The sequence below is a fragment of the Paenibacillus glycanilyticus NBRC 16618 genome (assembly GCF_004000805.1).
In the GTDB taxonomy this organism is placed as follows: domain Bacteria; phylum Bacillota; class Bacilli; order Paenibacillales; family Paenibacillaceae; genus Pristimantibacillus; species Pristimantibacillus glycanilyticus.
Genome location: NZ_BILY01000002.1, coordinates 65025 through 87951 on the forward strand (window position 1 = coordinate 65025; position 22927 = coordinate 87951).

Annotated in this window: 20 protein-coding genes; 2 read left to right on the top strand and 18 right to left on the bottom strand. The window is 51.5% G+C overall.

Annotation, left to right across the window (positions count from 1 at the left end; genetic code table 11):
* Window positions 1-88: 88 nt before the first annotated feature.
* The 13 genes from PGL01S_RS01570 to ilvB form a co-directional block, all read right to left on the bottom strand.
* Window positions 89-1606: a leucyl aminopeptidase gene (locus PGL01S_RS01570; protein ID WP_127490816.1), complete on the bottom strand. Its 1518-nt coding sequence runs from the start codon at window positions 1604-1606 to the stop codon at window positions 89-91.
* A gap of 75 nt (window positions 1607-1681) precedes the next feature.
* Window positions 1682-2659, bottom strand: coding sequence for an ATP-binding protein (locus PGL01S_RS01575; RefSeq protein WP_373864143.1), 978 nt, complete (start codon window positions 2657-2659; stop codon window positions 1682-1684).
* On the bottom strand, window positions 2602-3102 hold the full coding sequence (locus tag PGL01S_RS31565; protein ID WP_373864144.1) for a phosphatase RsbU N-terminal domain-containing protein: 501 nt from the start codon (window positions 3100-3102) through the stop codon (window positions 2602-2604). The genes PGL01S_RS01575 and PGL01S_RS31565 overlap by 58 nt, the downstream gene beginning before the upstream one ends.
* Window positions 3103-3233: 131 nt before the next feature.
* Window positions 3234-4526: an anti-sigma factor domain-containing protein gene (locus PGL01S_RS01580; protein WP_127490817.1), complete on the bottom strand. Its 1293-nt coding sequence runs from the start codon at window positions 4524-4526 to the stop codon at window positions 3234-3236.
* Window positions 4523-5314, bottom strand: coding sequence for an RNA polymerase sigma factor SigI (gene sigI, locus PGL01S_RS01585; RefSeq protein ID WP_127490818.1), 792 nt, complete (start codon window positions 5312-5314; stop codon window positions 4523-4525). The genes PGL01S_RS01580 and sigI overlap by 4 nt, the downstream gene beginning before the upstream one ends.
* Window positions 5315-5491: 177 nt before the next feature.
* Entirely contained in the window at window positions 5492-5908 is a 417-nt protein-coding gene (locus PGL01S_RS01590) for a hypothetical protein (RefSeq protein WP_116393950.1), read from the bottom strand.
* 289 nt (window positions 5909-6197) lie between these two features.
* Window positions 6198-6746 (bottom strand): peroxiredoxin, encoded by a 549-nt coding sequence (locus tag PGL01S_RS01595; RefSeq protein ID WP_116393951.1) that lies wholly within the window; start codon window positions 6744-6746, stop codon window positions 6198-6200.
* A gap of 149 nt (window positions 6747-6895) precedes the next feature.
* The gene (gene leuB / locus PGL01S_RS01600; RefSeq protein WP_127490819.1) at window positions 6896-7975 is read right to left on the bottom strand and encodes a 3-isopropylmalate dehydrogenase; all 1080 of its coding nucleotides are present in this window, start codon (window positions 7973-7975) and stop codon (window positions 6896-6898) included.
* A 136-nt stretch (window positions 7976-8111) separates the two neighbouring features.
* Entirely contained in the window at window positions 8112-8510 is a 399-nt protein-coding gene (locus tag PGL01S_RS01605; protein ID WP_116393953.1) for a secondary thiamine-phosphate synthase enzyme YjbQ, read from the bottom strand.
* Between the two features lie 86 nt (window positions 8511-8596).
* On the bottom strand, window positions 8597-10141 hold the full coding sequence (locus PGL01S_RS01610; protein WP_116393954.1) for a 2-isopropylmalate synthase: 1545 nt from the start codon (window positions 10139-10141) through the stop codon (window positions 8597-8599).
* A 123-nt stretch (window positions 10142-10264) separates the two neighbouring features.
* The gene (gene ilvC, locus PGL01S_RS01615) at window positions 10265-11257 is read right to left on the bottom strand and encodes a ketol-acid reductoisomerase (RefSeq protein ID WP_015842927.1); all 993 of its coding nucleotides are present in this window, start codon (window positions 11255-11257) and stop codon (window positions 10265-10267) included.
* 128 nt (window positions 11258-11385) lie between these two features.
* Window positions 11386-11871, bottom strand: a complete 486-nt coding sequence (gene ilvN / locus PGL01S_RS01620) for an acetolactate synthase small subunit (RefSeq protein WP_015842926.1) — start codon at window positions 11869-11871, stop codon at window positions 11386-11388.
* The gene (gene ilvB / locus PGL01S_RS01625) at window positions 11868-13613 is read right to left on the bottom strand and encodes a biosynthetic-type acetolactate synthase large subunit (RefSeq protein WP_127490820.1); all 1746 of its coding nucleotides are present in this window, start codon (window positions 13611-13613) and stop codon (window positions 11868-11870) included. Before ilvB ends, ilvN begins: the two co-directional genes overlap by 4 nt.
* A 518-nt stretch (window positions 13614-14131) precedes the next feature.
* Between ilvB and PGL01S_RS01630 the strand changes: the two genes are divergently transcribed.
* Window positions 14132-14599: a GNAT family N-acetyltransferase gene (locus PGL01S_RS01630; protein ID WP_116393956.1), complete on the top strand. Its 468-nt coding sequence runs from the start codon at window positions 14132-14134 to the stop codon at window positions 14597-14599.
* Here the strand turns inward: PGL01S_RS01630 and PGL01S_RS31175 are convergent.
* The 5 genes from PGL01S_RS31175 to PGL01S_RS01655 form a co-directional block, all read right to left on the bottom strand.
* Entirely contained in the window at window positions 14596-15009 is a 414-nt protein-coding gene (locus PGL01S_RS31175) for a hypothetical protein (protein ID WP_127490821.1), read from the bottom strand. The two genes, PGL01S_RS01630 and PGL01S_RS31175, sit on opposite strands and share 4 nt — an antisense overlap.
* 292 nt (window positions 15010-15301) lie before the next feature.
* The gene (locus PGL01S_RS01640) at window positions 15302-17359 is read right to left on the bottom strand and encodes an alpha-galactosidase (protein WP_127490822.1); all 2058 of its coding nucleotides are present in this window, start codon (window positions 17357-17359) and stop codon (window positions 15302-15304) included.
* Between the two features lie 106 nt (window positions 17360-17465).
* On the bottom strand, window positions 17466-19103 hold the full coding sequence (locus PGL01S_RS01645) for an ABC transporter substrate-binding protein (RefSeq protein WP_127490823.1): 1638 nt from the start codon (window positions 19101-19103) through the stop codon (window positions 17466-17468).
* A gap of 116 nt (window positions 19104-19219) precedes the next feature.
* Window positions 19220-20107: a carbohydrate ABC transporter permease gene (locus PGL01S_RS01650; protein WP_116393960.1), complete on the bottom strand. Its 888-nt coding sequence runs from the start codon at window positions 20105-20107 to the stop codon at window positions 19220-19222.
* Between the two features lie 28 nt (window positions 20108-20135).
* Window positions 20136-21119: an ABC transporter permease gene (locus tag PGL01S_RS01655; RefSeq protein ID WP_116393961.1), complete on the bottom strand. Its 984-nt coding sequence runs from the start codon at window positions 21117-21119 to the stop codon at window positions 20136-20138.
* 214 nt (window positions 21120-21333) lie between these two features.
* On the opposite strand from PGL01S_RS01655, the gene PGL01S_RS01660 reads away from it, so the two are divergent.
* Window positions 21334-22926: a response regulator transcription factor gene (locus PGL01S_RS01660; RefSeq protein ID WP_127490824.1), complete on the top strand. Its 1593-nt coding sequence runs from the start codon at window positions 21334-21336 to the stop codon at window positions 22924-22926.
* The last annotated feature ends 1 nt before the right edge of the window (window position 22927 follow it).

Genomic DNA, 22927 nt, shown 5'->3' on the forward strand with positions numbered 1-22927 from the left:
AGAGAATCGAATTGGTTTAAAAAGAAAACAGCCAGCTATGACGGCTGAATTTCAGCCGTTCATAACTAGCTGTTTAATGAGAATGCCTTTAACCCTCGTTCTTCGTTACGAGTTCGACCAGCGTGCGAACCATTACCCCGGTTGCTCCTTTTGGCTCCAGCCCGCGGCTCTTATCGAGGAATGCCGTACCGGCAATGTCCAGATGAACCCAAGGAAGATCCTCCGCGAAAGCCCCGATAAACAAACCGCCTGTCGTTGCGCCGGCATACCGTCCGCCGCTGTTCTTCAGATCGGCTGCATCGCTTCGCAGCTGTCTCTTATACTCCGGATAAGCCGGAAGCTGCCAGATCCGTTCGCCGCTGCGCCCCGCAGCTTCGAGCACCTGTTGCATCAGCGGTTCGTTATTGGTAATGGCGCCTGTCGCTTCCGTGCCTAACGCGACCATCACCGCTCCGGTTAGCGTCGCTACGTCAACCAGCTGCGTTGCGCCTCTGCGGATCGCCGTTGTCAGGCCGTCCCCAAGAACAAGACGTCCTTCCGCATCGGTATTGACGATTTCAACCGTTAAGCCATTCATCATTTTAATGACATCGCCCGGTTTAAAGGCTTGGGCAGACGGCATATTTTCCGCTGTCGGTATAACCGCAATAACGTTTATGTCCGGCTTAAGCTCGCCAATAACGCGCATGGCGCCAAGCACCGCTGCCGCGCCGCCCATATCGGAGATCATTTCCTCCATGCCCGGCCCTTTCTTGAGCGAAATGCCGCCGGTATCAAAGGTAATTCCCTTGCCGATTAATCCCCATGCTTCTTCCTTGTCGGGAGCTCCTTTATAATGAATAACAATCATTCTTGGCGCATGGACGCTGCCCTGGCCTACCGCCAGCAAACCGCCCATTCCCTGCTCGATCGCTGCCCACTCATCCAGCACTTCGATATCCAGATCCCATTCGCGGGCAAGCTCTTCCGCATGAGCGGCAAGCGACTCCGGTACCAGCTGATTACCCGGAAGATTAGTCAAATCGCGCGCAACCTTCACGCCTTCCGCGTACAGCTGGCCGACCATCATGCCCTCATTCCACGTTTCCGCCATATCCACCGGTACCGCCGCACCCGCAGCGGGAACAAAGGATACATGGGAAAGCGCATACCGCTGCTTGGCTTGACGCAGTTCCGGAAGGCGGTCGTGCACCGCAAGCGTCAGCCCTTCAACCAAAGCCTGCGCGGCTTGCTGCACAGTGTAGTCTGCAGACGTCATAATCGCCTCAGGCAGGCGGATTTGCGCGGTTTGCGCTTTGATTTTCTTTAGGGCATTCGCGGCTGCTGCAGCCGCAAGACGAAGGCCGTGTACGCCGGTCTTATCGTCATAGCCCGCAAAAATAACATGGGAAGCCGAATGAAGCCCAAGCGTCGACAATGTCTCGGTTTGTTCCGGCTCCGCCTTGAATAATCCTTTGGCATACAGTCCGCGAACCGCCTCGTCGATTTGCGGCTGCACCCACTCCGCCATGCTGCCGGCCTTAAGCTCGGCACTGCTAATCAGTCTCACGATCGCATCCGCAGAACCTGCCGTTGCCGCCGGTTCATATGTAAAATGTGTACGCATTAAATAATTCCTCTCTTTCAATGACAAAATCGGGGACCGCATCCTAATAAGCGATCTATCCCCGATTCTAATCGTTTATTCAGCTAATGGCAAATAGATAACAAATGAAGTACCGCTGCCCTCGGTACTGTCCACCCGGATCGAGCCTCCATGATTCCGGATTATCCGGTAACTGACGGACAAGCCAAGACCGGTTCCCGCTTCCTTCGTCGTAAAGAAGGGATCGAACAAGCGGGCAAGCGTCGCTTTGTCCATGCCTTTACCGTTGTCTTTCAACGTAATCTCCGCAAATTGGCCATCGGATCTCACCACAAGATCAATCCGGCCTCTGCGTGCTTCCTGCAATGATTCAATGGCGTCGATGGAATTCTTGACGATATTCAGAATGACCTGCTTGATCTGCTTCACATCGATGGAGACCATCAAATCATCTTCATTCTCATAGGTTTCCAATTGGATGTCGCAGTTGCGCATCAACGCTTCGCTTTCCGTAAGCAGAATCACTTCCTGCACAAGCCGGTTGATCGATACCGACTTCTTCATTGGCGCGGAAGGCTTGGATGAATTCAGGAATTCGAAAATAATATCGTTCGCCCGGTCGATCTCCGTAAGAATAATCCGGGCGTATTCTTCCTTCCCAAGCTGCATGAGATAGGGCCGCAACAATTGAATAAACCCGCGAATGGACGTGAGCGGGTTACGGATCTCATGAGCAATCGCAGCCGCAATCCGGCCCAGCATCGCCAGCTTGTCATTTTGCAGGGCAGTCTGCTCGATTTGCTTATACTCGGAAACATCCTTTACGCTGATCAAAAAGTCGCCGTTCATCTGATCGCCGTAAGTAAAGGACACAAGCAAATGCTTGCCGTCCTTGTCCTGGAACTCGTAGTACACATTCCGCTTCAGAATCATTTCCTTATGTAAGCGGAGGATAACGCGTTTGGTAGAACGCTTCAGCAGCGGATGCAGCAGAATCTCCCGCAAATTGCAGCCGACTAATGTTTTACGTGGAATATCCAGAAGCTTAGCCATCCGAACGTTGATAAATGACAAAATCCGTCGCTGTCAAATAACGCAATGCCGCTGTCCATATGCTGGAGGACATTCTCATACTTATGTTTAACCATCTCGAAGGAGCGGTTGGAAAGAAAAAGCCTCTCGCGCATATCCGAAAACTTCTGTTCGACCGTCTCGGCCGGTACTTCATTCATTCTGTGGGCAACCATCACTTCTATAAGAAACATGAACGATTGATTATAAAGCTTTAACGCTTCTTCGGATTCCACATTGGCGGCCAAATACTGGATACTTTCCTCGTGAACAGCAATAATCTCCTCAGGGTTGAACCCCTTAATGTCTTTACCGAGTTCTGATGCTTTGTAGAGGGACTGCTCCTCGCCGCCACGAATATATTCGGCAAGCGCCGGGAAATAGCGCTTTCTAATGGAATGCATCATCAACCCTCCCCGGCCACAACGATTTACAACATTTAACAACCTTACATATCTCTATTATCATAGGATTTATTGCCAATAGCTGTCAATCGGAGACTTTGTCGAAAAATGGGCCTGTTTTCCAGCGAAAAACCGACTTTTTTCCCGTGCCCAACGTCCTATGATTCGAGTTTTTATTTATCCCGATCGTTGTGGTCCTCCCGGTCCTTGTCTTTCTTATTGTCTTTGTGGTTATTCTTGCGGCCATTTCCCTGGTCATCGTCATTCTCGTTATCATCGTTTTGCCAATTCCACTTCTCCAGCTTACTCGAGCCGTTCACCGCATTATTGTTTTTTTTATCGTCATTTTTGTCGTCATCGCCGTCTTTACCCGAATTTCCATGGTTAGACCAATTCCCGTTCTGCCATTTCTCCTTATCCGGGCCAGATGGCTTGTTTGGAGATACCGGCTTCGCGGGACGGGAAGGTTTATTCGAGTTGTTTTCTTTGGACCAAGACGGTTTTTCGGCATGAGACGGTCTCGTCGGATGCTTCAGCGGAGTCTCGGTTGGCTTAATAGGCGCCGTCTTATTGATGGTTGCGCCCACGCCTTGCGAGGATTGGGATTTATCCGCAGCCGGTGTAGCCGTTGCTTGCGATTTGTTTTGCTTTTCCTTGACGGCAAGCTCTTTCAGCTTCTCTTTGCTGGCGCCCTTTTCCACGATTTTCTTCACGCCGCCCGCTGCCTTTGTCGCTTCGGCAAGGGATTGTGCCTTGATTTGCTCAAGCTCAATATTGTAGCCTTCATCCTTGGCTATGAGATAAACGGCCATCTTACCCGAAGAAATGCCATTCTGGGATGCTTCCTCGCGTACTTCCGTAGGAACGGAGAGCACCGTTACGTTAGGCTCCTTAGCCGCGTTAATCTGCTTAATCGTCTCTTGAACCTTCTGATCGACAGCGTCGGTCACCGTCTTTTCCAGCTCTTTTCCGGAGCTTTTATCCTCCAGCATATAGCTTGTAATGACAATATCCTTATCCGGTTTATCCAAATAATGCTCTGCCGCAACCGTGCTCATAATGGAGGCGGCAACCTCTTCGATAGACTTGCCCTTATAGCTGATTTTGCTTACGATCGCTTGTCCGTCACGATTAAGTCCGCTAAGCTCCTGCACGCGCTGCTGTTTGTCCACGCCCAGCTCAATGCTTGGATTTATGTCAAGGCTCACATATGCAACGACGGGATGAGCTTCTGCCGTAGTCAAATAGAAGAAGGGGATAAAGAAAAGCAGGATAGCTGCCGCTGCCCCGGAATACCAGTAGACTCTCTTAGGGTTACGTCTTGGCATGGCGTCCGTCTCCGCCGGAATCGCTGCTTCCTCCCCGATTCGCATATGGGCTTGACGCGGGATTGAAATGAATTGGCCATCCGCCGTCATGACGACTGCCTTCTTGTTTTCTATGGAGAGAACAATCCCTCGTTTCATAATCCCGCCTCCTTCCCTGGCATTGGTACTGAAATGTTTAAGTAATCGGATAAATACGGATATGTACCGTTTAAAATAAGCGAGATGGCAATAATATATTTTCGGTTGCGTTCTACCGTTTTCCTCGATACGCCGCATAGCTCCGTCAGCTCTTTGACCGGAAGCTTGCCCGTTACATACAGCTGGGCAAACAGCTCCCGCTGACTCGCAAGCGTCTGCGCGATACCCTGCAGAAGCAGGCGGGAATCGGCATGCTTCGGCGAGCTGTCGGCGAGTTCCATGAAGGAAATCTGGAACTGCTGCAGTTCCTTCGTATATTCCTCTATTTCAAGCCGCCGGTCATCACCGTCTTGCTTCAGCTGGTAAGCATGCATAGCCATTTTGGTATCAATCGGGTTGTAAGTCTGTTCCTCTTCATCCTGCTGATCAAAGGCCGTATACGGCACCGTCTTGAGATGACGCTGCTCTTTGCGCACATAGTCAATAAGCCTGCGGCGCATGACCGTCTCTGCAAAGCTAAGGAAAGACCTGCCCGACTCCGGGGAAAACTGCGTGATCGCTTCATTAAATGCCGTTAAGGCTATGCTAAACTCATCATCGCGCGTGGGATCGACGAACCGCTTACAGAATCCGCTCGTCACCTTCGCTACATACGGCTTGTAATCGGAAATAAACTTTTCCCTCAATTGGTCATCGCCGTCATGAATTCGTTTAATAATCTGTTCGGGAGCTAATCTTTCGTCATTAGCAGCTTCAGCGGCTGATTTCCGCAAAAACCGTTTAAACATGAAGAGTATCCTCCTCTCTATATAAGTTTCGATACCTTGCTTTTGTTTTCAGGGGGTTCTGTCTTAGCAAATGTTAGAAATATGAGAATAAATATGAGAAATCTATGGTAAAGCCGTTATTATGCTTAGAAAAAAAAGCCCCCGACCCGGAGGCTTAACTTTGGTCGTGCAATAAAGTTAAACAGAAGTTCGTCGCTGCCGTAGTTTATTTCGTCTTCCGCTTAACATCCCAAGACGTGTCTTAAGCTCGTTTTCCCATGCCTCGTCGCCAATCTGCTTCGCAAAGGTGAGCAGATCAAGCGAAATATCGATTTGACTCAATACAACCTCCATGGGATCCTCATTCTCGTGATTAACGCAATTCTCATAAAGCGCTTTGCCTTCCTGCTCCACGTAATCCTGGAAGTCAACTTCGGCGGCTCCGTCCCCATGGGCATACTCAGCCAATATTTCATATTCATTCTCAATCAAATAATGTATCTCTACGCGATGGCATACAGGACAGAAAAGAATCGGTACATTATGAATGTGAGTTCGCATATGCTTCAATGTGCCTTTCGTTCCGATCATACTTGCTCCACAACAAAAGCTCATCGGGCGACAACCTCCTAAAAGAATTTCGCGGTTTCGGCGACAATTCTGCTTCGTAAGGATCAGCTAAGAATTTTCGCGGTTTCGGCGACAATTCTTATTTCGTAGGAATTAACTTAACCAGCGCATGCTTACTTCTCAAACTTATTCGCTTCTTCCTGCCGAAATTCCTGCTTTACAAGCATAATCCGGCTTCTTTCTACATGCAAACCAGGATTTACCTCCGCGCGGCCAAAAAACAAAAAAAGCCCGTACCACATTGTGGTACGGGCTTTTTCCAGCTTAGAAGAACTTATTTCGCAACCAGATGTTGTTGACCTGGTTTCCAGTTCATTGGGCACAGACCGCCGGATTGCAGAGCTTGCAATACGCGGAGCGTTTCGTCAACGCTGCGGCCTACGTCGTTATGGTTAACGACTTGGTATTTCACTTCGCCTTCAGGATCGATGATGTACAGGCCGCGCAATGCAACGCCTTCTTCTTCGATCAGGACGCCGTAGTCACGAGCAACGCTCTTAGTGATGTCGGCAGCCAGCGGGAAGTTCAACTCGCCAAGGCCATTGTCGTTAACTGGAGTGTTGATCCAAGCACGGTGGCTGTGCTTGCTGTCAACGGAAACGCCAAGAACTTCTGTATTCAGAGCTTTGAATTGCTCGAAAGCAAGACTCAAAGCTGTAATTTCAGTTGGGCATACAAATGTGAAGTCGAGTGGGTAGAAGAACAATACCAGCCATTTACCTTTGTAATCAGCAAGGGATGCTGTTCCGAAATCTTTACCGTCACCTGTTGCCGTATCCATTTTGAAATCTGGAGCCGGACGGCCAACCAAACGCTCTGCCATAATACAATTCCTCCTTAACCTATCCAACAATTTTTATAGTTAATGTCACTATTAAGCCGTGACTTACTTATAGAATAGTAACACTAGCCTAGAATAAAGTCAATATTGGAATCAATATTTATTTATAATTATTATAAATAAGGAATTGCTTATTTTTTCATTGCAGCAACGATCAGATCGCCCATTGCTGTTGTACCGATTGCGGAGCTCTTGTCCACGGCAATGTCGCCCGTACGGTGACCGGCGTCAAGAACGTTTTTAACCGCATCTTCAATGACTTGAGCTGCTTCATGATAGCCAAATGTCAGGCGGAACATAAGCGCAACGGAAAGAATCGTCGCAATCGGGTTCGAGATGCCTTGACCGGCAATGTCAGGAGCGGAGCCGTGTACCGGCTCGTACAGGCCAAAGCTGCCTTCGCCAAGGGAAGCGGAGGAGAGCATGCCGATCGAACCTGTCAGCATAGCAGCTTCGTCGCTCAAGATGTCGCCGAACATGTTTTCCGTTACGATAACGTCGAAGCTGGACGGACGGCGGAGCAATTGCATCGCGCAGTTGTCTACGAGAACATGCTCGAGTTCAACTTCCGGATATTCGGGAGCAATCCGGTTAACCACTTCGCGCCACAGACGGGAAGTTTCCAGAACGTTTGCTTTGTCTACGGAAGCTAGACGCTTGCTGCGTGTCATTGCGATGTCAAAGGCTTGGCGAACGATACGCTCAACTTCTTGCACATTGTATACGCAAGTATCCACGGCTTCTTCGCCGTTTGCGCCTTCGCGGCGGAATTTCTCGCCGAAGTAGATGCCGCCAGTCAGCTCGCGGACTACGATCAGGTCAGTGCCTTCGAGAACTTCAGGCTTCAGCGTCGATGCTTCTTTCAGACAGTCGAATACGTTAGCTGGACGGATGTTCGAGAACAAGCCCAGTGCTTTACGGATGCCGAGCAGACCTGTTTCCGGACGAAGCTCTTTCGAGTTGTTGTCCCATTTCGGACCGCCAACAGCGCCGAGCAATACAGCGTCAGCCTTTTTGCAAATATCAAGCGTTTCTTGAGGCAGCGGAGTGCCTTTCTCGTCGATTGCGATACCGCCGAACAGACCATGCTCGAATTCGAATTGGTAACCGAAAAGTTCTTCGGTTTTTTTCATAACTTTAAGCGCCTCGCCAACTACCTCTGGGCCGATACCGTCGCCGGCGATGACAGCGATTTTTTTTACTTCTGACATAATTAAACACTCCTCGTATTCGCTCTATTAAGCTATTCTCATACTGTTATCATTTGTACCACATTTCTAGCATGAAAACCAAGATATAAAATCTATCATCTTTATAGGTGCTGCTTATAAAGGCAGTTAACCTGCTTTACCCTTCAATAAGTTTGAGATGAAAATGGCGGGTTCGCGGCCCGTCAAACTCGCAGAAATAAATGCCCTGCCACGTGCCAAGCACCAGTTTGCCGCCGTTAATGATAACCGTCTGGCTTGTCCCGGTCGTCAGCGCCTTCAGATGGGAGGCCGTATTCCCTTCCGCATGGCGGTATTTCGGGTGCTCCCAGGGATATACCTCGTTCAGCCTCATCAGGATATCATGCTTCACATCCGGATCGGCATTCTCCTGAATCGTAATCCCGGCCGTCGTATGCGGACAATACACAATAGCAAGTCCATTCTGGATACCTTCGCGGGCAACAATAGAGGCCACCTTGCGCGTAATGTCGATCATTTCGTCTCTTCTTGATGTCTGCAGCGTCTCGGTAATCATTTATTCCGCTCCTTTCATCGCAAAAGCCAAACGGAGAAAGTCTGAATAGACCTTTTCGGTTTGGCTTTTGTCGGTACTATGGCTTCTTAGATCAAGCTCATCTTGTCGCGGCGTCCCGGGGACTTGCGCTTCTCGATAAGTCGGTTAAGAGCGTCGATATAAGCGCGTGCGCTTGCTTCAAGGATGTCCGTGCTGAGACCGCGGCCTTGGGCGGAAATATCGTCCTGCTTCAGCACCACGTGCACCTCGCCTTGCGCATCCTTGCCTTGCGATACGGACTTGATGGAGTAATCCTCAAGCTCAACCGCTTCAGCCGTTACTTTATCAATCGCGTTGTAGATCGCGTCTACGGAGCCGTTGCCGATAGCGACTTCTTCGCGAGTCTCGCTCTCCGCTGTACGGATGCGAACCGAAGCGCTAGGCGTCGATTGGTTGCCGTAGCTGACTTGAATCGCTTCAAGCGTATAAACCTCCGGCGTATCGACCAGCTTCTCTTCCAAGAAGGCACGAATATCTTCATCCGTAACATGCTTCTTGCGGTCAGCCAAATCCTTGAACTTCGCGAAAGCAACGTTAACCGCTTCTTCGTCCAGCTCGTAGCCGAGGTCGATCAGCTTCTCGCGGAACGCATGGCGTCCGGAGTGCTTGCCAAGAACAAGCTTCGAATCACGAAGACCGATCGTTTCCGGGGAAATAATCTCGTAAGTCGTTTTCTCCTTCAGCATGCCGTCCTGGTGAATGCCGGACTCGTGAGCAAACGCGTTGGCGCCAACAATCGCTTTGTTGCCAGGGATGACCATACCGGTCAGCTTGCTGACAAGGCGGCTTGTTCTCGCGATTTCCTGCAGGTTCAGACCCGTTTTTGCGCCAAAATAATCGAAACGCGTCTCGAGCGCCAGAGCCACTTCCTCAAGTGCCGTGTTACCCGCACGTTCGCCGATACCGTTGATCGTACCTTCGATCTGGTCGGCACCGTTCAGGATAGCCGCAAGAGCGTTAGCCGTTGCCATGCCGAGATCGTCATGACAGTGAGCGCTGAGCTGGATTTTTTCGATGTTTGGCACATTTTCCTTCACCGTCTTGAAGATATTGCCGTATTCAAGCGGATTCAAATAACCAACCGTATCCGGAAGATTCACGACGGAAGCTCCCGCGCGAATCGCCATATCCGTCATTTGGCACACGAAATCCAATTCGGTACGTCCTGCATCCTCAAGCGAGAATTCGATTTTGCTGAAATACTTCTTCGCGTAAGTGATCGCACGTTCAGCCGTTTCCAGCACCTGCTCCTTCTCCATCCGAAGCTTATGCTTGCGGTGGATTGGGCTTGTTGCAAGGAAAACGTGAATGGATGGATCCTGCGCGCCTTTCAGCGCTTCACGTACCGCGTCGATATCCTGTTCGCGGGAGCGTGACAAGCCAATAATCGTAGCATTCTTAACTGCGCTCGCAACCGCGTTTACCGCCGCGAGGTCTCCAGGGGAAGCCGCAGGGAAGCCTGCTTCAATCCGGTCAACGCCAAGCTTCTCAAGCTGAAGCGCGATCTCAACCTTTTCCTTCGTGTTCAGGTTAACACCGGGAGATTGCTCTCCATCGCGAAGCGTCGTGTCAAAAATATAAATTTTTCGCATTTGTGCCTTACACCTCCGGGAACAGAATCATCCCGGCCGCACAGAGCGCGTGACAGGCAGGTTGACCCTAACCTACGCGCACTCCGGCGAACCGGGATAATTTATCTGCGGGTTATGATTTTATTACTTCTTGATCCAGTGCATCAGTTCGCGCAGCTGTTTACCAGTTTGCTCGATTGGATGAGCAGCCTCGTTGCGGCGAGTAGCTGTCAGCATAGCACGGTTCGATTGGTTTTCAAGGATGAAGTCGCGTGCGAAGCGGCCGGATTGGATGTCTTCCAGAACGCGTTTCATTTCTTTTTTCGTTTCTTCCGTAACGATACGAGGACCAGTTACATAGTCGCCGTATTCAGCCGTGTTGGAGATCGAGTCGCGCATTGTAGCCAGACCGCCTTCATACATCAGGTCAACGATCAGCTTCAGCTCGTGCAAGCACTCGAAGTAAGCCATTTCCGGAGCGTAGCCAGCTTCAACCAGAGTTTCGAAGCCTGCTTTAACGAGCGCGGAAGCGCCGCCGCACAATACGGCTTGCTCACCGAACAAGTCTGTTTCTGTTTCTTCTTTGAAGGAAGTTTCGATAACGCCTGCACGGGTACAGCCGATACCTTTTGCGTAAGCAAGACCAATTGCTTTCGCGTTGCCGGAAGCATCTTGGTGGATTGCGATCAGACCAGGAACGCCGAAGCCCTCTTGGTATGTACGGCGAACCATATGACCAGGGGATTTAGGAGCTACCAGGAATACGTCTGTATCTTTGCTTGGCACGATTTGGCCGTAGTGAATGTTGAAGCCGTGGGAGAACATCAGAGCCGCGCCTTTTTTCAGGTTTGGTTCGATTTCTTCCGCGTATACTTTCGCTTGGGTTTCGTCAGGGAGCAAAATTTGAACAACGTCAGCAACTTTAGTCGCTTCAGCTACAGTCAATACTTCGAAACCGTCTTTTGCTGCAACGTCTGCGGATTTACCCGGACGAAGGCCGATAACGACTTTCAGGCCGCTGTCGCGAAGGTTTTGCGCTTGCGCGTGGCCTTGGCTGCCGTAACCGATAACTGCGATTGTCTTACCTTGAAGTACGCCTTGATCCGCGTCTTTTTCATAATACAATGTAACTGCCATTTTAATGATTGCCTCCTTTAATTTAACCCTTTTGAACGGGTGTTTAAGCAGAGAATGGACCCTATAAATTCTCCCCTTAAACCCCCGTTCAAAACGGGACATTGCTCATTTTTTTGTAAAACCTGCTATTAACGCACGTTACCGCGGTTAAGCGCTGTTACGCCAGTACGGGAAAGCTCGCGGATGCCATAAGGCTTCAGCAGCTCTACCATGGCATCGATTTTTTCGGTATCGCCAATAACTTGTACGATAAGCGAATGAGTGCCGATATCCACTACCGCTGCGCGGAAAGTGTCTACTACGCCCAGAATTTCGGGACGGGCCGAAGGCTCCGCGCTTACTTTGATAAGCGCAAGCTCGCGGGAAACCATCGGATTGGAGCTCAAATCGATAACTTTGATGACATCAATCAGCTTGTACAGCTGTTTTGTGATTTGCTCGAGCGTATGGTCATCGCCTGTTGTGACGATAACCATACGGGACAAGCCCTGCTCTTCGCTTGCGCCTACGGTAATGCTCTCAATATTGAAGCCGCGGCGTCCGAACAAGCCGGATACGCGCTGCAGAACGCCGGGCTGATCGTTGACAATAACTGCGATCGTGTGCTTTTTCATTCTGCATCCCCCATGATCATCTGATCGATCGTGCTACCCTGCGCTACCATCGGGTATACATTCTCGTCTCTGCGAACAACAAACTCGACAACTGCAGGGCCCGGATGGCGAAGCGCCTCTTCCCATACAGCTTTCGCCTCTTCCTTGTTCGAAGCGCGGAAGCCTTTCACGCCGTAAGCTTCTGCCAGCTTAACGAAGTCGGGGCTGCCTGCCAGATCGATATGGCTGAAACGGTTCTCGTGGATCAGCTCCTGCCATTGACGAACCATGCCCAGCACCTGGTTGTTCAGGATAACAACCTTAACCGGAATGTTGTTGATGGCACAAATCGCAAGCTCTTGCGCGCACATTTGCATGCCGCCGTCACCGTTGATCGATACAACGGTACGATCCGGATTCGCCATTTGGGCGCCAATCGCGGACGGGAAGCCGAAGCCCATTGTGCCGAGACCGCCGGAGGTTACCCACGAGCGTGGTTTGTTGAATTTATAGTATTGCGCAGCCCACATCTGATGCTGGCCTACGTCCGTTGTTACGATAGCGTCGCCGCCCGTTGTTTCGTGGATCAGCTCCACAACCCATTGCGGCTTCAGTTCAACATCCGAATCCTTGTAGCTGAACGGATATTGCGCTTTCGATTCTTGAATCTGCTGGCGCCAAGCATCTGCCTTGTCCGCCCGTTTCGCAAGCTGGTTAACCTGCTGCAGAACCGTTTTTACGTCGCCTACGATTGGAATATCGGTCGGAACGTTCTTGCCGATCTCCGCCGGATCGATATCGATGTGAACGATTTTCGCGAGTGGCGCGAAGCCCGCGAGCTTGCCCGTTACGCGGTCATCGAAGCGAGCCCCGATATTAATGAGGAGATCCGCAGCTTGAATCGATTTGTTCGCCGTGTACGTACCATGCATACCCGGCATGCCGAGCCACAGATCATTGCCGCTTGGGAAGCCCCCGAGACCAAGCAAAGTTGTCGTGATCGGAATATCGGTTTTCGTTACGAACTCCAGCAGCTCTTCATGCGCTCCGGAGTACACTACGCCGCCGCCTGCAAGAATGAGCGGACGCTCGGACGCTTCGATCGCTTTGATCAATTTGTCGACTTGCAGCTTGTTAGGCGAGATCGTTGGGTTATAACCGCGGATGTTCACTTCCGTTACCGGTTTGAACAACGTTTTTGCCGCCGATACATCCTTCGGAATATCGATCAGTACCGGACCTTTACGGCCAGTGTTCGCGATATGGAAGGCTTCATGGATGATGCGCGGAAGATCCTCAACGTCGCGGACCATGTAGCTGTGCTTCGTGATTGGCATTGTAATGCCCGTAATGTCCGCTTCTTGGAATGCGTCCGTGCCGATCAGGGACGAAATAACATTACCCGTAATGACAACGAGCGGTACAGAGTCCATATAGGCTGTCGCAATCCCCGTTACGAGGTTGGTTGCGCCCGGACCGGATGTTGCGATACATACGCCGACATTGCCGCTTGCGCGCGCATAACCGTCCGCTGCGTGAATCGCGCCTTGTTCATGTCTTGTGAGAACGTGGTTGAAATCGGAGAACCCGTGCATCGCATCGTAAATGTACAATACGGCGCCGCCCGGATAACCAAACACGCAATCGACGCCTTCCAGCACCAAACTGCGGAGTAATATTTCAGAACCGGAAATTACTTCAGGCTTTCTCATCCGTTCCATAACTTCTTCTTTTGACTTCAGCGTTGCACTTTGCGTGACCATTAGTCATCCTCCTCTCGAAAACAACAAAAAAACCTTTCGTTCCTCCAGCTTCATATAGCGAAGCCTGAGGGACGAAAGGTTATATCTTCCGTGGTACCACCCAAATTCGTTATACATCTTGCGATGTACAACCTCCATAGGTAATGAACGTGTGCGCACAAAACGCCCATACCTTTGACACAATAACGCGTGTCTTGCGATTTTCCCTAATAGCCAACATTGACAGTGTTGCTTTTCAGGAAAACAGCTCCGAGGTGAGCTCGTAGAAAAGGGTTTTTGGCGATGGTTGCAGCTGATCCATCCGCTCTCTGAGCAAAAGAGCCCTTAACACTTCGTCCTCATCATTGCCGATAACATATGCTTGGATAAGATTTTCTTTATTATATGCCTTGCACATCTGTTCGTCAAGCTAATGTGCCTAACAATTTGAAAAATTGTGTGAGGCATATTTCGCCAGCCGATCATACAATAACATAGCCCATTTTCGGCAATTTCATTCGGTCAGGAAGGGATCGCTGATGATACGAGCACGTAATCCCAAAACAGACGATAAAGAAATATTCCGTCTCATACAAGCTGAGCTTATACCGATGTCGCATACCGCGCATCCTCTGGACGCCCAGACGATACGGGATCTTCCCGTACGCTTCCGCCGGGGTGTCACCTATGTAGCCTCAGAAGGAAAAACAAGTAAGCCTTACGGCTTTATCCGCTTCGAAATCACGGGGGAAATTCTGTATTTGGATATGCTTGTTGTCCATCCGGATCACCGTAACCGGCAATGGGGCCGTAAGCTGCTGCTGGCCGCCGAAGCTTACGGCTTAACCCAAAACTGCAGAGCGTCCAGACTTTTCGTGGACGACATTAATGCCAGGGCCAAAAATCTGTACACCCGCCTTGGCTATCAGGCCATCCAGTACCATCCGGAGCTCCGCTGCTATGAGATGATTAAGCCGCTTGCTTCCTCATCTTATCCTTACTATTAAAAGAATCCGCCGCCACCGTACGGGCCGCCGCCGTATCCGCTGCCATAGCCGCCGCCGTAGCCACCGCCGTATCCGCCGCCATAGCCACCGCCATAGCCGCCACCGTATCCGCCGCCGTAGCCACCGCCACCGCATCCGCCGCAGCCAGCGTTGCCGCATCCGCAACCGCCGCCGCCGCCCCAGAATCCAAGCGTACCGATCGCCAGCAGATCAAACAATACAAGCGGCAAAATCGCTTTCGTCCGAACGACTTTCCCCTTTTCTTTTTTCAGAGGTGCTAATACGAGCTTGTTGTGCCGCAGTTCCACAAGCTTGCCCGTAACGACAGATCCGTCTTTGCGAACCGCATAAATGGGTTTGCCGACCAGCTTCTTTACTTGTGCTTTAGAAACTTTGCTCACTTTGCTCATGAGTATCCCTCCCTTCTGTTATTCTACAGATTATTCAGGCAGCATCGCTTCTGCCTGTTTATTTGTCCTTGCTTTAGCGGATTCAAGCACAAATCTATTTCATCTATAATTCGGGAATAGATATCATCCAGGGATGAAGAACACCCCGATTTCGGCACTCGTGCACGTGCCGTGATCGGGGTGTTCTATTTTCCGGGAAGGAAGGTTGCGATAGAGAGGAGACAAGCTGCATCAGACAGCGGGCAGCAACAAAATAAAGCGGTGCAGGATATCCCCTGCACCGCCTCTTCTATTAAATATAGAACAGCAGCTTCGACTCGGCCGGCTCCAGCTCAACCGTATGCTCGGAGGTGCCCGGCTTCAGGCTGTACGATTCCCCGCTCCACAAATCGCGGACCGTCAAGCCCTTGGCGCCGTCGATGCCGACGCGGGATAGATCGATTGCTTTCGACTTCCCGTTCTCCCCGTCGAAGTTGAAGACGGCCACCCATGTACCGCCATCGCCGGCGAGGGAATACAGATCCTCGCCGCCCATGCCGCTTCGGCCTTCGGCCGGACGGAAGGACTCGCCGCGTCTTGCCAGCGCCATGACTTCCCGGTTGGTCATCCAGGCTTTAGCGCGTTCCGCCGCTTCCTCCATCCGGTAATCGTCGCCAAGGAGCAGCGAAGTACCTGAGATAACGCCGGAGTTCAGGCGGCTGCGCCCTTCATGCTCCGTCGTCGCCCGCTGATTGTCGCTCTTGAACAGAACGATATGGTCCGGATCGTTAAAGCGGTACAGATTGTCGCTGATCCACCAGCCGTACGTCAGCGCGTTAAGCATATATTCCGTGTCTCCGATCATGCCGAAGGCATCGCAGGATACGCGTCTGCTATGCGCGTAACCGTGCGGGAACAGCGGAGCGATCGACAAATTGATCAGGAAAGGACGGCCAAGCTTCTCCGGACTTAACGCTTCTGCGATAGCCGCCATGCCGTAATTATACGCCTGGATGCCCGTGCGAATGGAAGGATCGTGATGGACGCCTTCCATTGCGCCATGCGCCAGGAAGTCCATTTTCAAATACTCGAAGCCGGCAGCCGTAACCTGATCAAGCTTGCGCATAATGCGCGCAATCGCTTCAGGATGCGAAGGATCGATCGGAAAGGCCCCGTCCAGCTTCGGCAGCGGATTGCCGGACTCGTCCTTCAGCAAAATTTCCCGGTACAGAACCGTACCGTTCGTGCCTTCCACCGGCGTATCCGGGTTGCTGCCCCAGAACGCAAACGGCGTGTAGTACGTTCCCGGCTTTTGTCCGTTCGCCTTCACGCGGCGTACCGCATCCTCAAGCTCGCCTTCCTTCAGATTGTCGGAGAAGGCGTCGAAGTTGACGTACAAGCTACCCTCCTGATCGGCGAATCCGTTTTGCTGCAGCTCTTTCGCAAAGAAGTCGGAAGTATGCGTATACACGTCGTAGTCCAGCTTCGTCATAACAGCCGACCAGCTGTTCCAGCCCATCGGAACGCCGCCGTTCCAGGAAAGAGCAGGCTGAATGACCGCATTGGCTTTGCCGTAAGCCTCCATGCCTTCGCGGTAATCGTCGTAAGCGCCTACAAGAATCGTCGGCGATACAATGGAGGTGCCGCGGAGCGAACCGTGCGGAACCGTGTCGCGAGTCTGCAGATCCGATACGCCAGAAATTACCCGCAGGCGGCCAATGGCTTCGGTGAAGGTGCCTTCCACGTCAATAGCCGTTTTCCATGTATCATGGGTAACCGAACCGATCACGAAGCCGCGGCGCGATTCCGCGCGGTAGATTGCCGTTACTTCATAGCTGCGGACGCTGGACGGATTGGCGTGGGAACCAAAACGCACCCATTTGTCATTATCAAACGGAATAAACAGCGAGCGGATTTCTTCCTTCGAGCCGTCGCCGAAATCAAGCACGCCGTTGTCATTCAAGTACGAGGCTAGAGGCGTCAACTCATTGGTTTCCCATTCCTGCGAGTCTGCCGCCTCAAGCTCAATCAAGGCGTAAGGCAGACCTTGATACAAGCGGATGTGCTGCTTCAGCGACGGCTTGCCCGGCTCCGTATGCTCAAAGCTGAAGCGAATCCCTTTGCCAAAGCCGTCCTCAATCTCTTGAACCAAGCTCTCCTGAACCGCATGCCCACCGTACCAGGAAGAACGGACAACGGCGCTGCCAACGCGCGCTTCCGCGTAAAAACCCGTCATCGTCTGCCCGCTCTTCCAGGCAAGCGCAAGCGTGCCGTCTTCCGTATTTGCCGTTACCTTCAGCAGCCCGTTATCCGCCGCAAACATTCCTGCAGCCTGCTCCAGCTTGAATTGCCCCATCTCCGTCGTCATCATTTCTTCGCTCCCATTCGTCCATAGATTCATAGCCTGATGATGGAAGGAAAAAGGCCAGCACGGCTGGCCTTCTCCTTCTACTGCTTATTTAAATAGATCATCCTAATTAGTTCCAAAGTTGTTTGCGGGATTCATAATTCGTTGTATAGACCGCTTCCACTTTTTCGTCGCCAGCAGCTTTCATATCCGACAGCATTTTGTCAAAAATCGAGCTTGCTTCGTCTGCCGTAGGCGCCATAATCGCTTTTGTGATCGCCTGCTTCGTAATATCGCTGATTTTTTGCTCGGACAGAGCTTCCGGCGTGCCGCCTTGCGGGCTTATGCCGTCATAAATCGCGGTATCGAATACGCTGTCCGACAGGTTTTTGATTGCCATTTGGTCGATCGGTGAACGCTCATAACGGCCTGGAAGGTCATAAGGCGTACCGTCTTTGCCAGGACCGTTCTTGATGAACCAAGTCCATTTGCGGATACCCGTTTCTTTCGTATAAGCAGCCCAGTCGTCTTTGAATGCTTGCAGGGTTTCCGGACGCGGCACATGCTTGCCGTCCTTCATATCCCAGTGCGTGCCTTCAATCCCCCACATGAGCAGGTATTGGCCTTCTTCGCTTGCGAGGAAGTTAATGAATTGCATCGTGCGTTCCGGATTTTTGTTCTTCTTCGTGATCGCAATGGCATCCCAGCCAAGCGAGCTGCGGCCGCCGTAAGTTGTTTTCGAAGGATCTACGCCGTCTGCAACCACTTTGTACGCGAACAGCTGCGATTCATCGCCCTTATCCTTTTTGAGGATGGTGTTGGAGTTGCCAAGATCCCAGTAAGCGCCTGTCGAGGAGAAAATAGTGCCCGTAGCGATCTTTTGCTCCCACACTTGGCGTTTGTTGATTGCCCATTCCTTATCCATCAAGCCGGAACGGTACAGATCATTCATGTACAGAATCATATCCTTGTACTTCGGATCCTTCACGTCGTATTGCAGCTTGCCGTCATGCTCGTAGTAAGGCATCAGGCCAAACATCCCTTTGAACGTGCCCAGCGTTCCGCCCCAGTTCTCGCCGTCCATCGTCAGAGCGATGGTATCCTTGCCGTCCATTTGCGGATATTTCGCTTTGAAGTCGGTCAGAAGCTGCTTGAATTCGCTTTGCGTAAACGGCACGCCGCCATCCGCTTTGTCCGGAGCAAGCTCCTTCACGATGTCTTTGCGCATGTTGAAGCCGAACACCGGCTCATGCTCAAGACCGTACCAGTTGGACAGGTAGTAGTTCTTGCCGTCCTTGTAACGCGTCTTGTTCAGAACGTCGCCGTACATTTCTTTGACATCCGGACCGTATTTCTCGATAAGATCGTCGAGCGGGATAATCGAGCCCGCTTCCGTATATTTCGCTACCAGGTCGCTGGAGCGGTCGAACATGATCATGTCGGGCAAATCGTCGCTCGCCAGCATCAGGTTCAGCTTTTCCGTCGGGTTGCCCGTCGGCTGTTGAATCTCGATTGTTACGCCGGTACGCTTTGTAATCTCTTTGGCAATGGCGTTGTCAAACTTGTCGCCTGTATTTTTATCAAAGAAGGTAATCGTAATCGGGTCCGTGCTTGGATCCTTTGTCGCGCTGTCATTGGTGCCGGTATTCGCCGATCCCGTGTTCGAGTTGCTGCTTGGTTTATCCGATGAATTCGAAGAACAAGCGGAAATCAAGGAAACCGACATAACCGCCGTAAGCAAAGACAGCATCCATTTTTTCGAGTTCATACTGTAATCCCCCTATGATTGATCTTGGACTTATAATAGCATTGGCAAGCTGCCAGGGCATCCCCGGCCGGAACGCACCCCCTCATCCTTAATCTGGCCTTGCTAAGCCGGGCGGATTAGCTTTTAACCGCGCCCAGCGTCATGCCTTTAACGAAATATTTTTGCAGGAACGGATACACCATAATAATAGGAAGCGTTGCAACCATGGTCGCCGCCATCCGGATTGTATCCGGGGATACTTGCATGCGTTTCGCCGAATTCGCCATCGCCTGCGCATCGCCAACCATGGAACCGGTCTGGTACTGGTTAAGGATTTTGACAAGCACGGCCTGCAGCGTTTTCAAATCCGGGTTGTACGTAAACACGTACGAGTCAAACCAGGAATTCCAGTGGCTGATCGCCGTGAACAGGCCAATCGTCGCGAGTACCGGCGTTGTCAGCGGCAAAATGATGCGGAAGAAAATCTGGAGATAATTCGCTCCGTCCATCTTGGCCGACTCGTCCAGCTCCTGCGGCAGCCCTTGCATAAACGTCCGGACGATGATCATATAGAACACGTTCATTAAGCCCGGCACGATAAACACCATAAAGTTGTCGATCAGATGATAGCTTTTGAGTACCATGTAGTACGGAATAAGTCCGCCGCCAAAATACATCGTAAAGACGAAGTATAACGTCCAGAATCGGTTGGCAACAAGCTCCTTCTTGCTGAGCGCAAACGCCAGCATGCTGATCGTGAGAACCGCAAGCGGCGTTCCGATGACGGTCCTGAGCAAGGTAACCCGAATGGCCGTCCAGATCTCGCTGTCGCCAAGGATCTGCTCATAACTTTTGAGACTGAACTCTCTCGGCCACAGATACAAATGTCCTCTTAGAGTATCCTCCGCACTGTTTAACGAAATAATGAAAATGTTCCAGAAAGGATAGAAGGTAATCACAAATATCGCAACGATAAAGGCGTAAACGGCAGCCATAAACAGAAAATCTTTTTTGTCTTTCACCATAGCGTGTTCTCCTCTTTGCGTTATTGTTCTAGAACAGCGACTGCTGTTCCATTCTTTTAGCCATCTGATTCACGCTGATGACAAGGATGAAAGCCACAAGCGATTTGAACAATCCGACGGCTGCCCCGTAGGAGAACATCCCGTTTTGCAGGCCGTACTTGTACGTGTAGGTATCGATAACTTCCGAGTATTCCATAACCGTATTGTTCTGGAGCAGGTACTGCTGGTCAAAGCCTGCGTTCAAAATACCGCCAATCGCGAGGATCGCGAGAATGATAATGGTCGGACGTATGGACGGCAGCGTGATATGGAGCATCTGCTTCAGACGGCTTGCGCCGTCGACCTTCGCCACCTCATACAGTTCAGGGTTAATCGCCGAAATCGCTGCCAGATACATAATGGCGTTAAAGCCCATGTCCTTCCAGGCATTCGAGAAAGCGATAATCCACCAGAACAGGTGACCCTTCTGCATGAACTGAATCGGCTCGTTCACGATATGAAGGCCGGTCAGAATGTTGTTGATTACGCCGCCCGACGAGAGCATCGTAATAATAATGTTTGCCGCGATAACCCAGGAAATAAAATGCGGCATGTAGGAGACGGTCTGGAACGTGCGTTTGAACCAGCCGTTTCGCAGCTCATTGATCATAAGCGCCAAAATGATTGGCATCGGGAATCCAAAGAGCAGCGACAGGAAGCTTTGCGCCAGCGTGTTTCGCATAATCCGTACGAAATCGCCGTTGGTGAAGAAGTAATTAAACCACTGCCAGCCTACAAACTCTGTCGTGAAAAATTGCTTGAAGAACGTTCCCCCGCCCGGCTGATAATTGATGAAGGCCATATACAACCCGAACATCGGCACATAGGAGAACATCAGAGTCAGGATAATGGCGGGCAGCATCAGTACATAAAGCAGCCGCTGTTCCTTGAGCCTCGCCAGCAGACCGCCTTTGTTTCTCTTGACGGCAAGCGCTCCGGTGCTTTGTGGATGCGCTTTCGTTTGCATGTTCATCGTGTTGCCCTCCCGTGAATATAGTTTCCGTTTGCATCGCTTTATGGACTTAATTATAGCCCGGCATTGGAGCCGTTCTATATTAAGATCTACCGATTCATGCTCCAATCCCACACACTTCCGTTTGCTCCATTGTTGAATAACGGCATACCCGTTAAACTAGAATCATCGTACATCATGAGGTTTTATTTCTATCGAAAAAGGCGGTGCCGACATGTATACAGTACTTCTGGTTGACGATGAAGCGCTCGAGCTGGAAACCATGGAGCATTACGTTCCTTGGGAGCAGGCCGGCATTCAGGTCGTTGGGACAGCACGCAACGGGAAGGAAGCGCTGGCTAAGCTTACCGAGCTGAAACCGGATATCATCGTTACGGATGTGCGCATGCCCATCATGGACGGGCTGGAATTCGGAAGGCGCGCGAAGCAAATCGACAAAAGCGTCAAAATCATCTATCTAAGCGGACATAACGAATTCCAATATATCAAGTCCGCTCTTAATATCGAAGCAGCCGGCTATTTGCTGAAGCCGATCGATATGGAGGAGCTGCTTCTGCTCCTTGCGAAAGTGAAAAAGAAATTCGAGGAGGAGCAGCTGGCGAGCGAAGGCGGCGGCTGGCAGCTCGAGAGGCTGCTGCTGCGCATCGTCCGCGAACCTTCCCCGGAGCGCCGGATGGAGTGGATCCGGCAATGGGAGAACGGAGCTTCCGGCTTTCTCTCGCACCAGGCTTTTGGTGCCGCTTACATGACGGTGGAGTCTCCCGCTTTCTCAACTAGCGGATTATACGAAGAACAGGCTCAGCCATCCTCTTCCTCCATCTTGACCGCGGATGCCGCGGAAGCAGCCCGCGCTTTGCTGCGGCGGAGATTGGATGCCGCTATTGTGCTTGAGACCGGACCAAGCACGCTGTTTGTCCTCTTCCAAGGAAAACCCCAGCAGTGGGAGACGGCTTATTGGGAGCTGCTGCGGGAAGAACTGCTGGCCGCTACTTCGGAAGGAGAAGCCTTCGCAACCATCGGCCTGTCAGGCCCATACAAAGGATTTCATCTGTTGAAAGAGGCGTTCGAAGAATCGCAGCGACTTAATGAAGAGAAGCTATACCGGCAAGCCGGCTCCGTTATACGCGGCGGTACCGGCGAAAATGTGAAGCAGACCGATATCTCGGTCGACGCGACTTCGGCTTCGCTTATTGCGGCCGTGCAAGCCGGCGATGCCGAACGCGCCGGACAATTGCTGGACGATTGGTTCTCCGGCATGCGCCAGGAACGGATCGAGCGGAACTATGCCGTCCGGGCGGTTATTCAGCTGTTGTCCGTGCTGGAGCAGCATTTTGCCTCTCTTATGGTAGGGCCGCTTCGCGACCAGCTGCTGGCCGACCATTGGAAGGAGCTGTCGTCGCTCCCGTCAATCGCCCATTATCACGCCTACGCGCTGAGGTTCTGCAGGGAGCTGCTGAAAGCCGCAGCCGAGCGCGATCTTGACCGCCATCAGTCGGTCGCGGAGCAGATTATGAAGCTGATTGCCGAGCGTTATCATCTGCCTCTTACGGTAGAGGATATCGCCAAGGAAGTTTATTTGTCGCCCAATTACGTGCGGACCATCTTTAAAGAGAAGACAGGCGAGACGATCCTGGATTACTTGACCCGAATCCGCATGAATCACGCGGCGGAGCTGCTGAAGGACCGGTCGCTGAAGGTACGGGATATCGCGCACCGGGTCAGCTACGAGAATGTCTCCTATTTCTGCTCGGTATTCCAGAAGCACAAAGGCAGCACGCCTAACGAATACCGCAAACTGCAACTTTAGG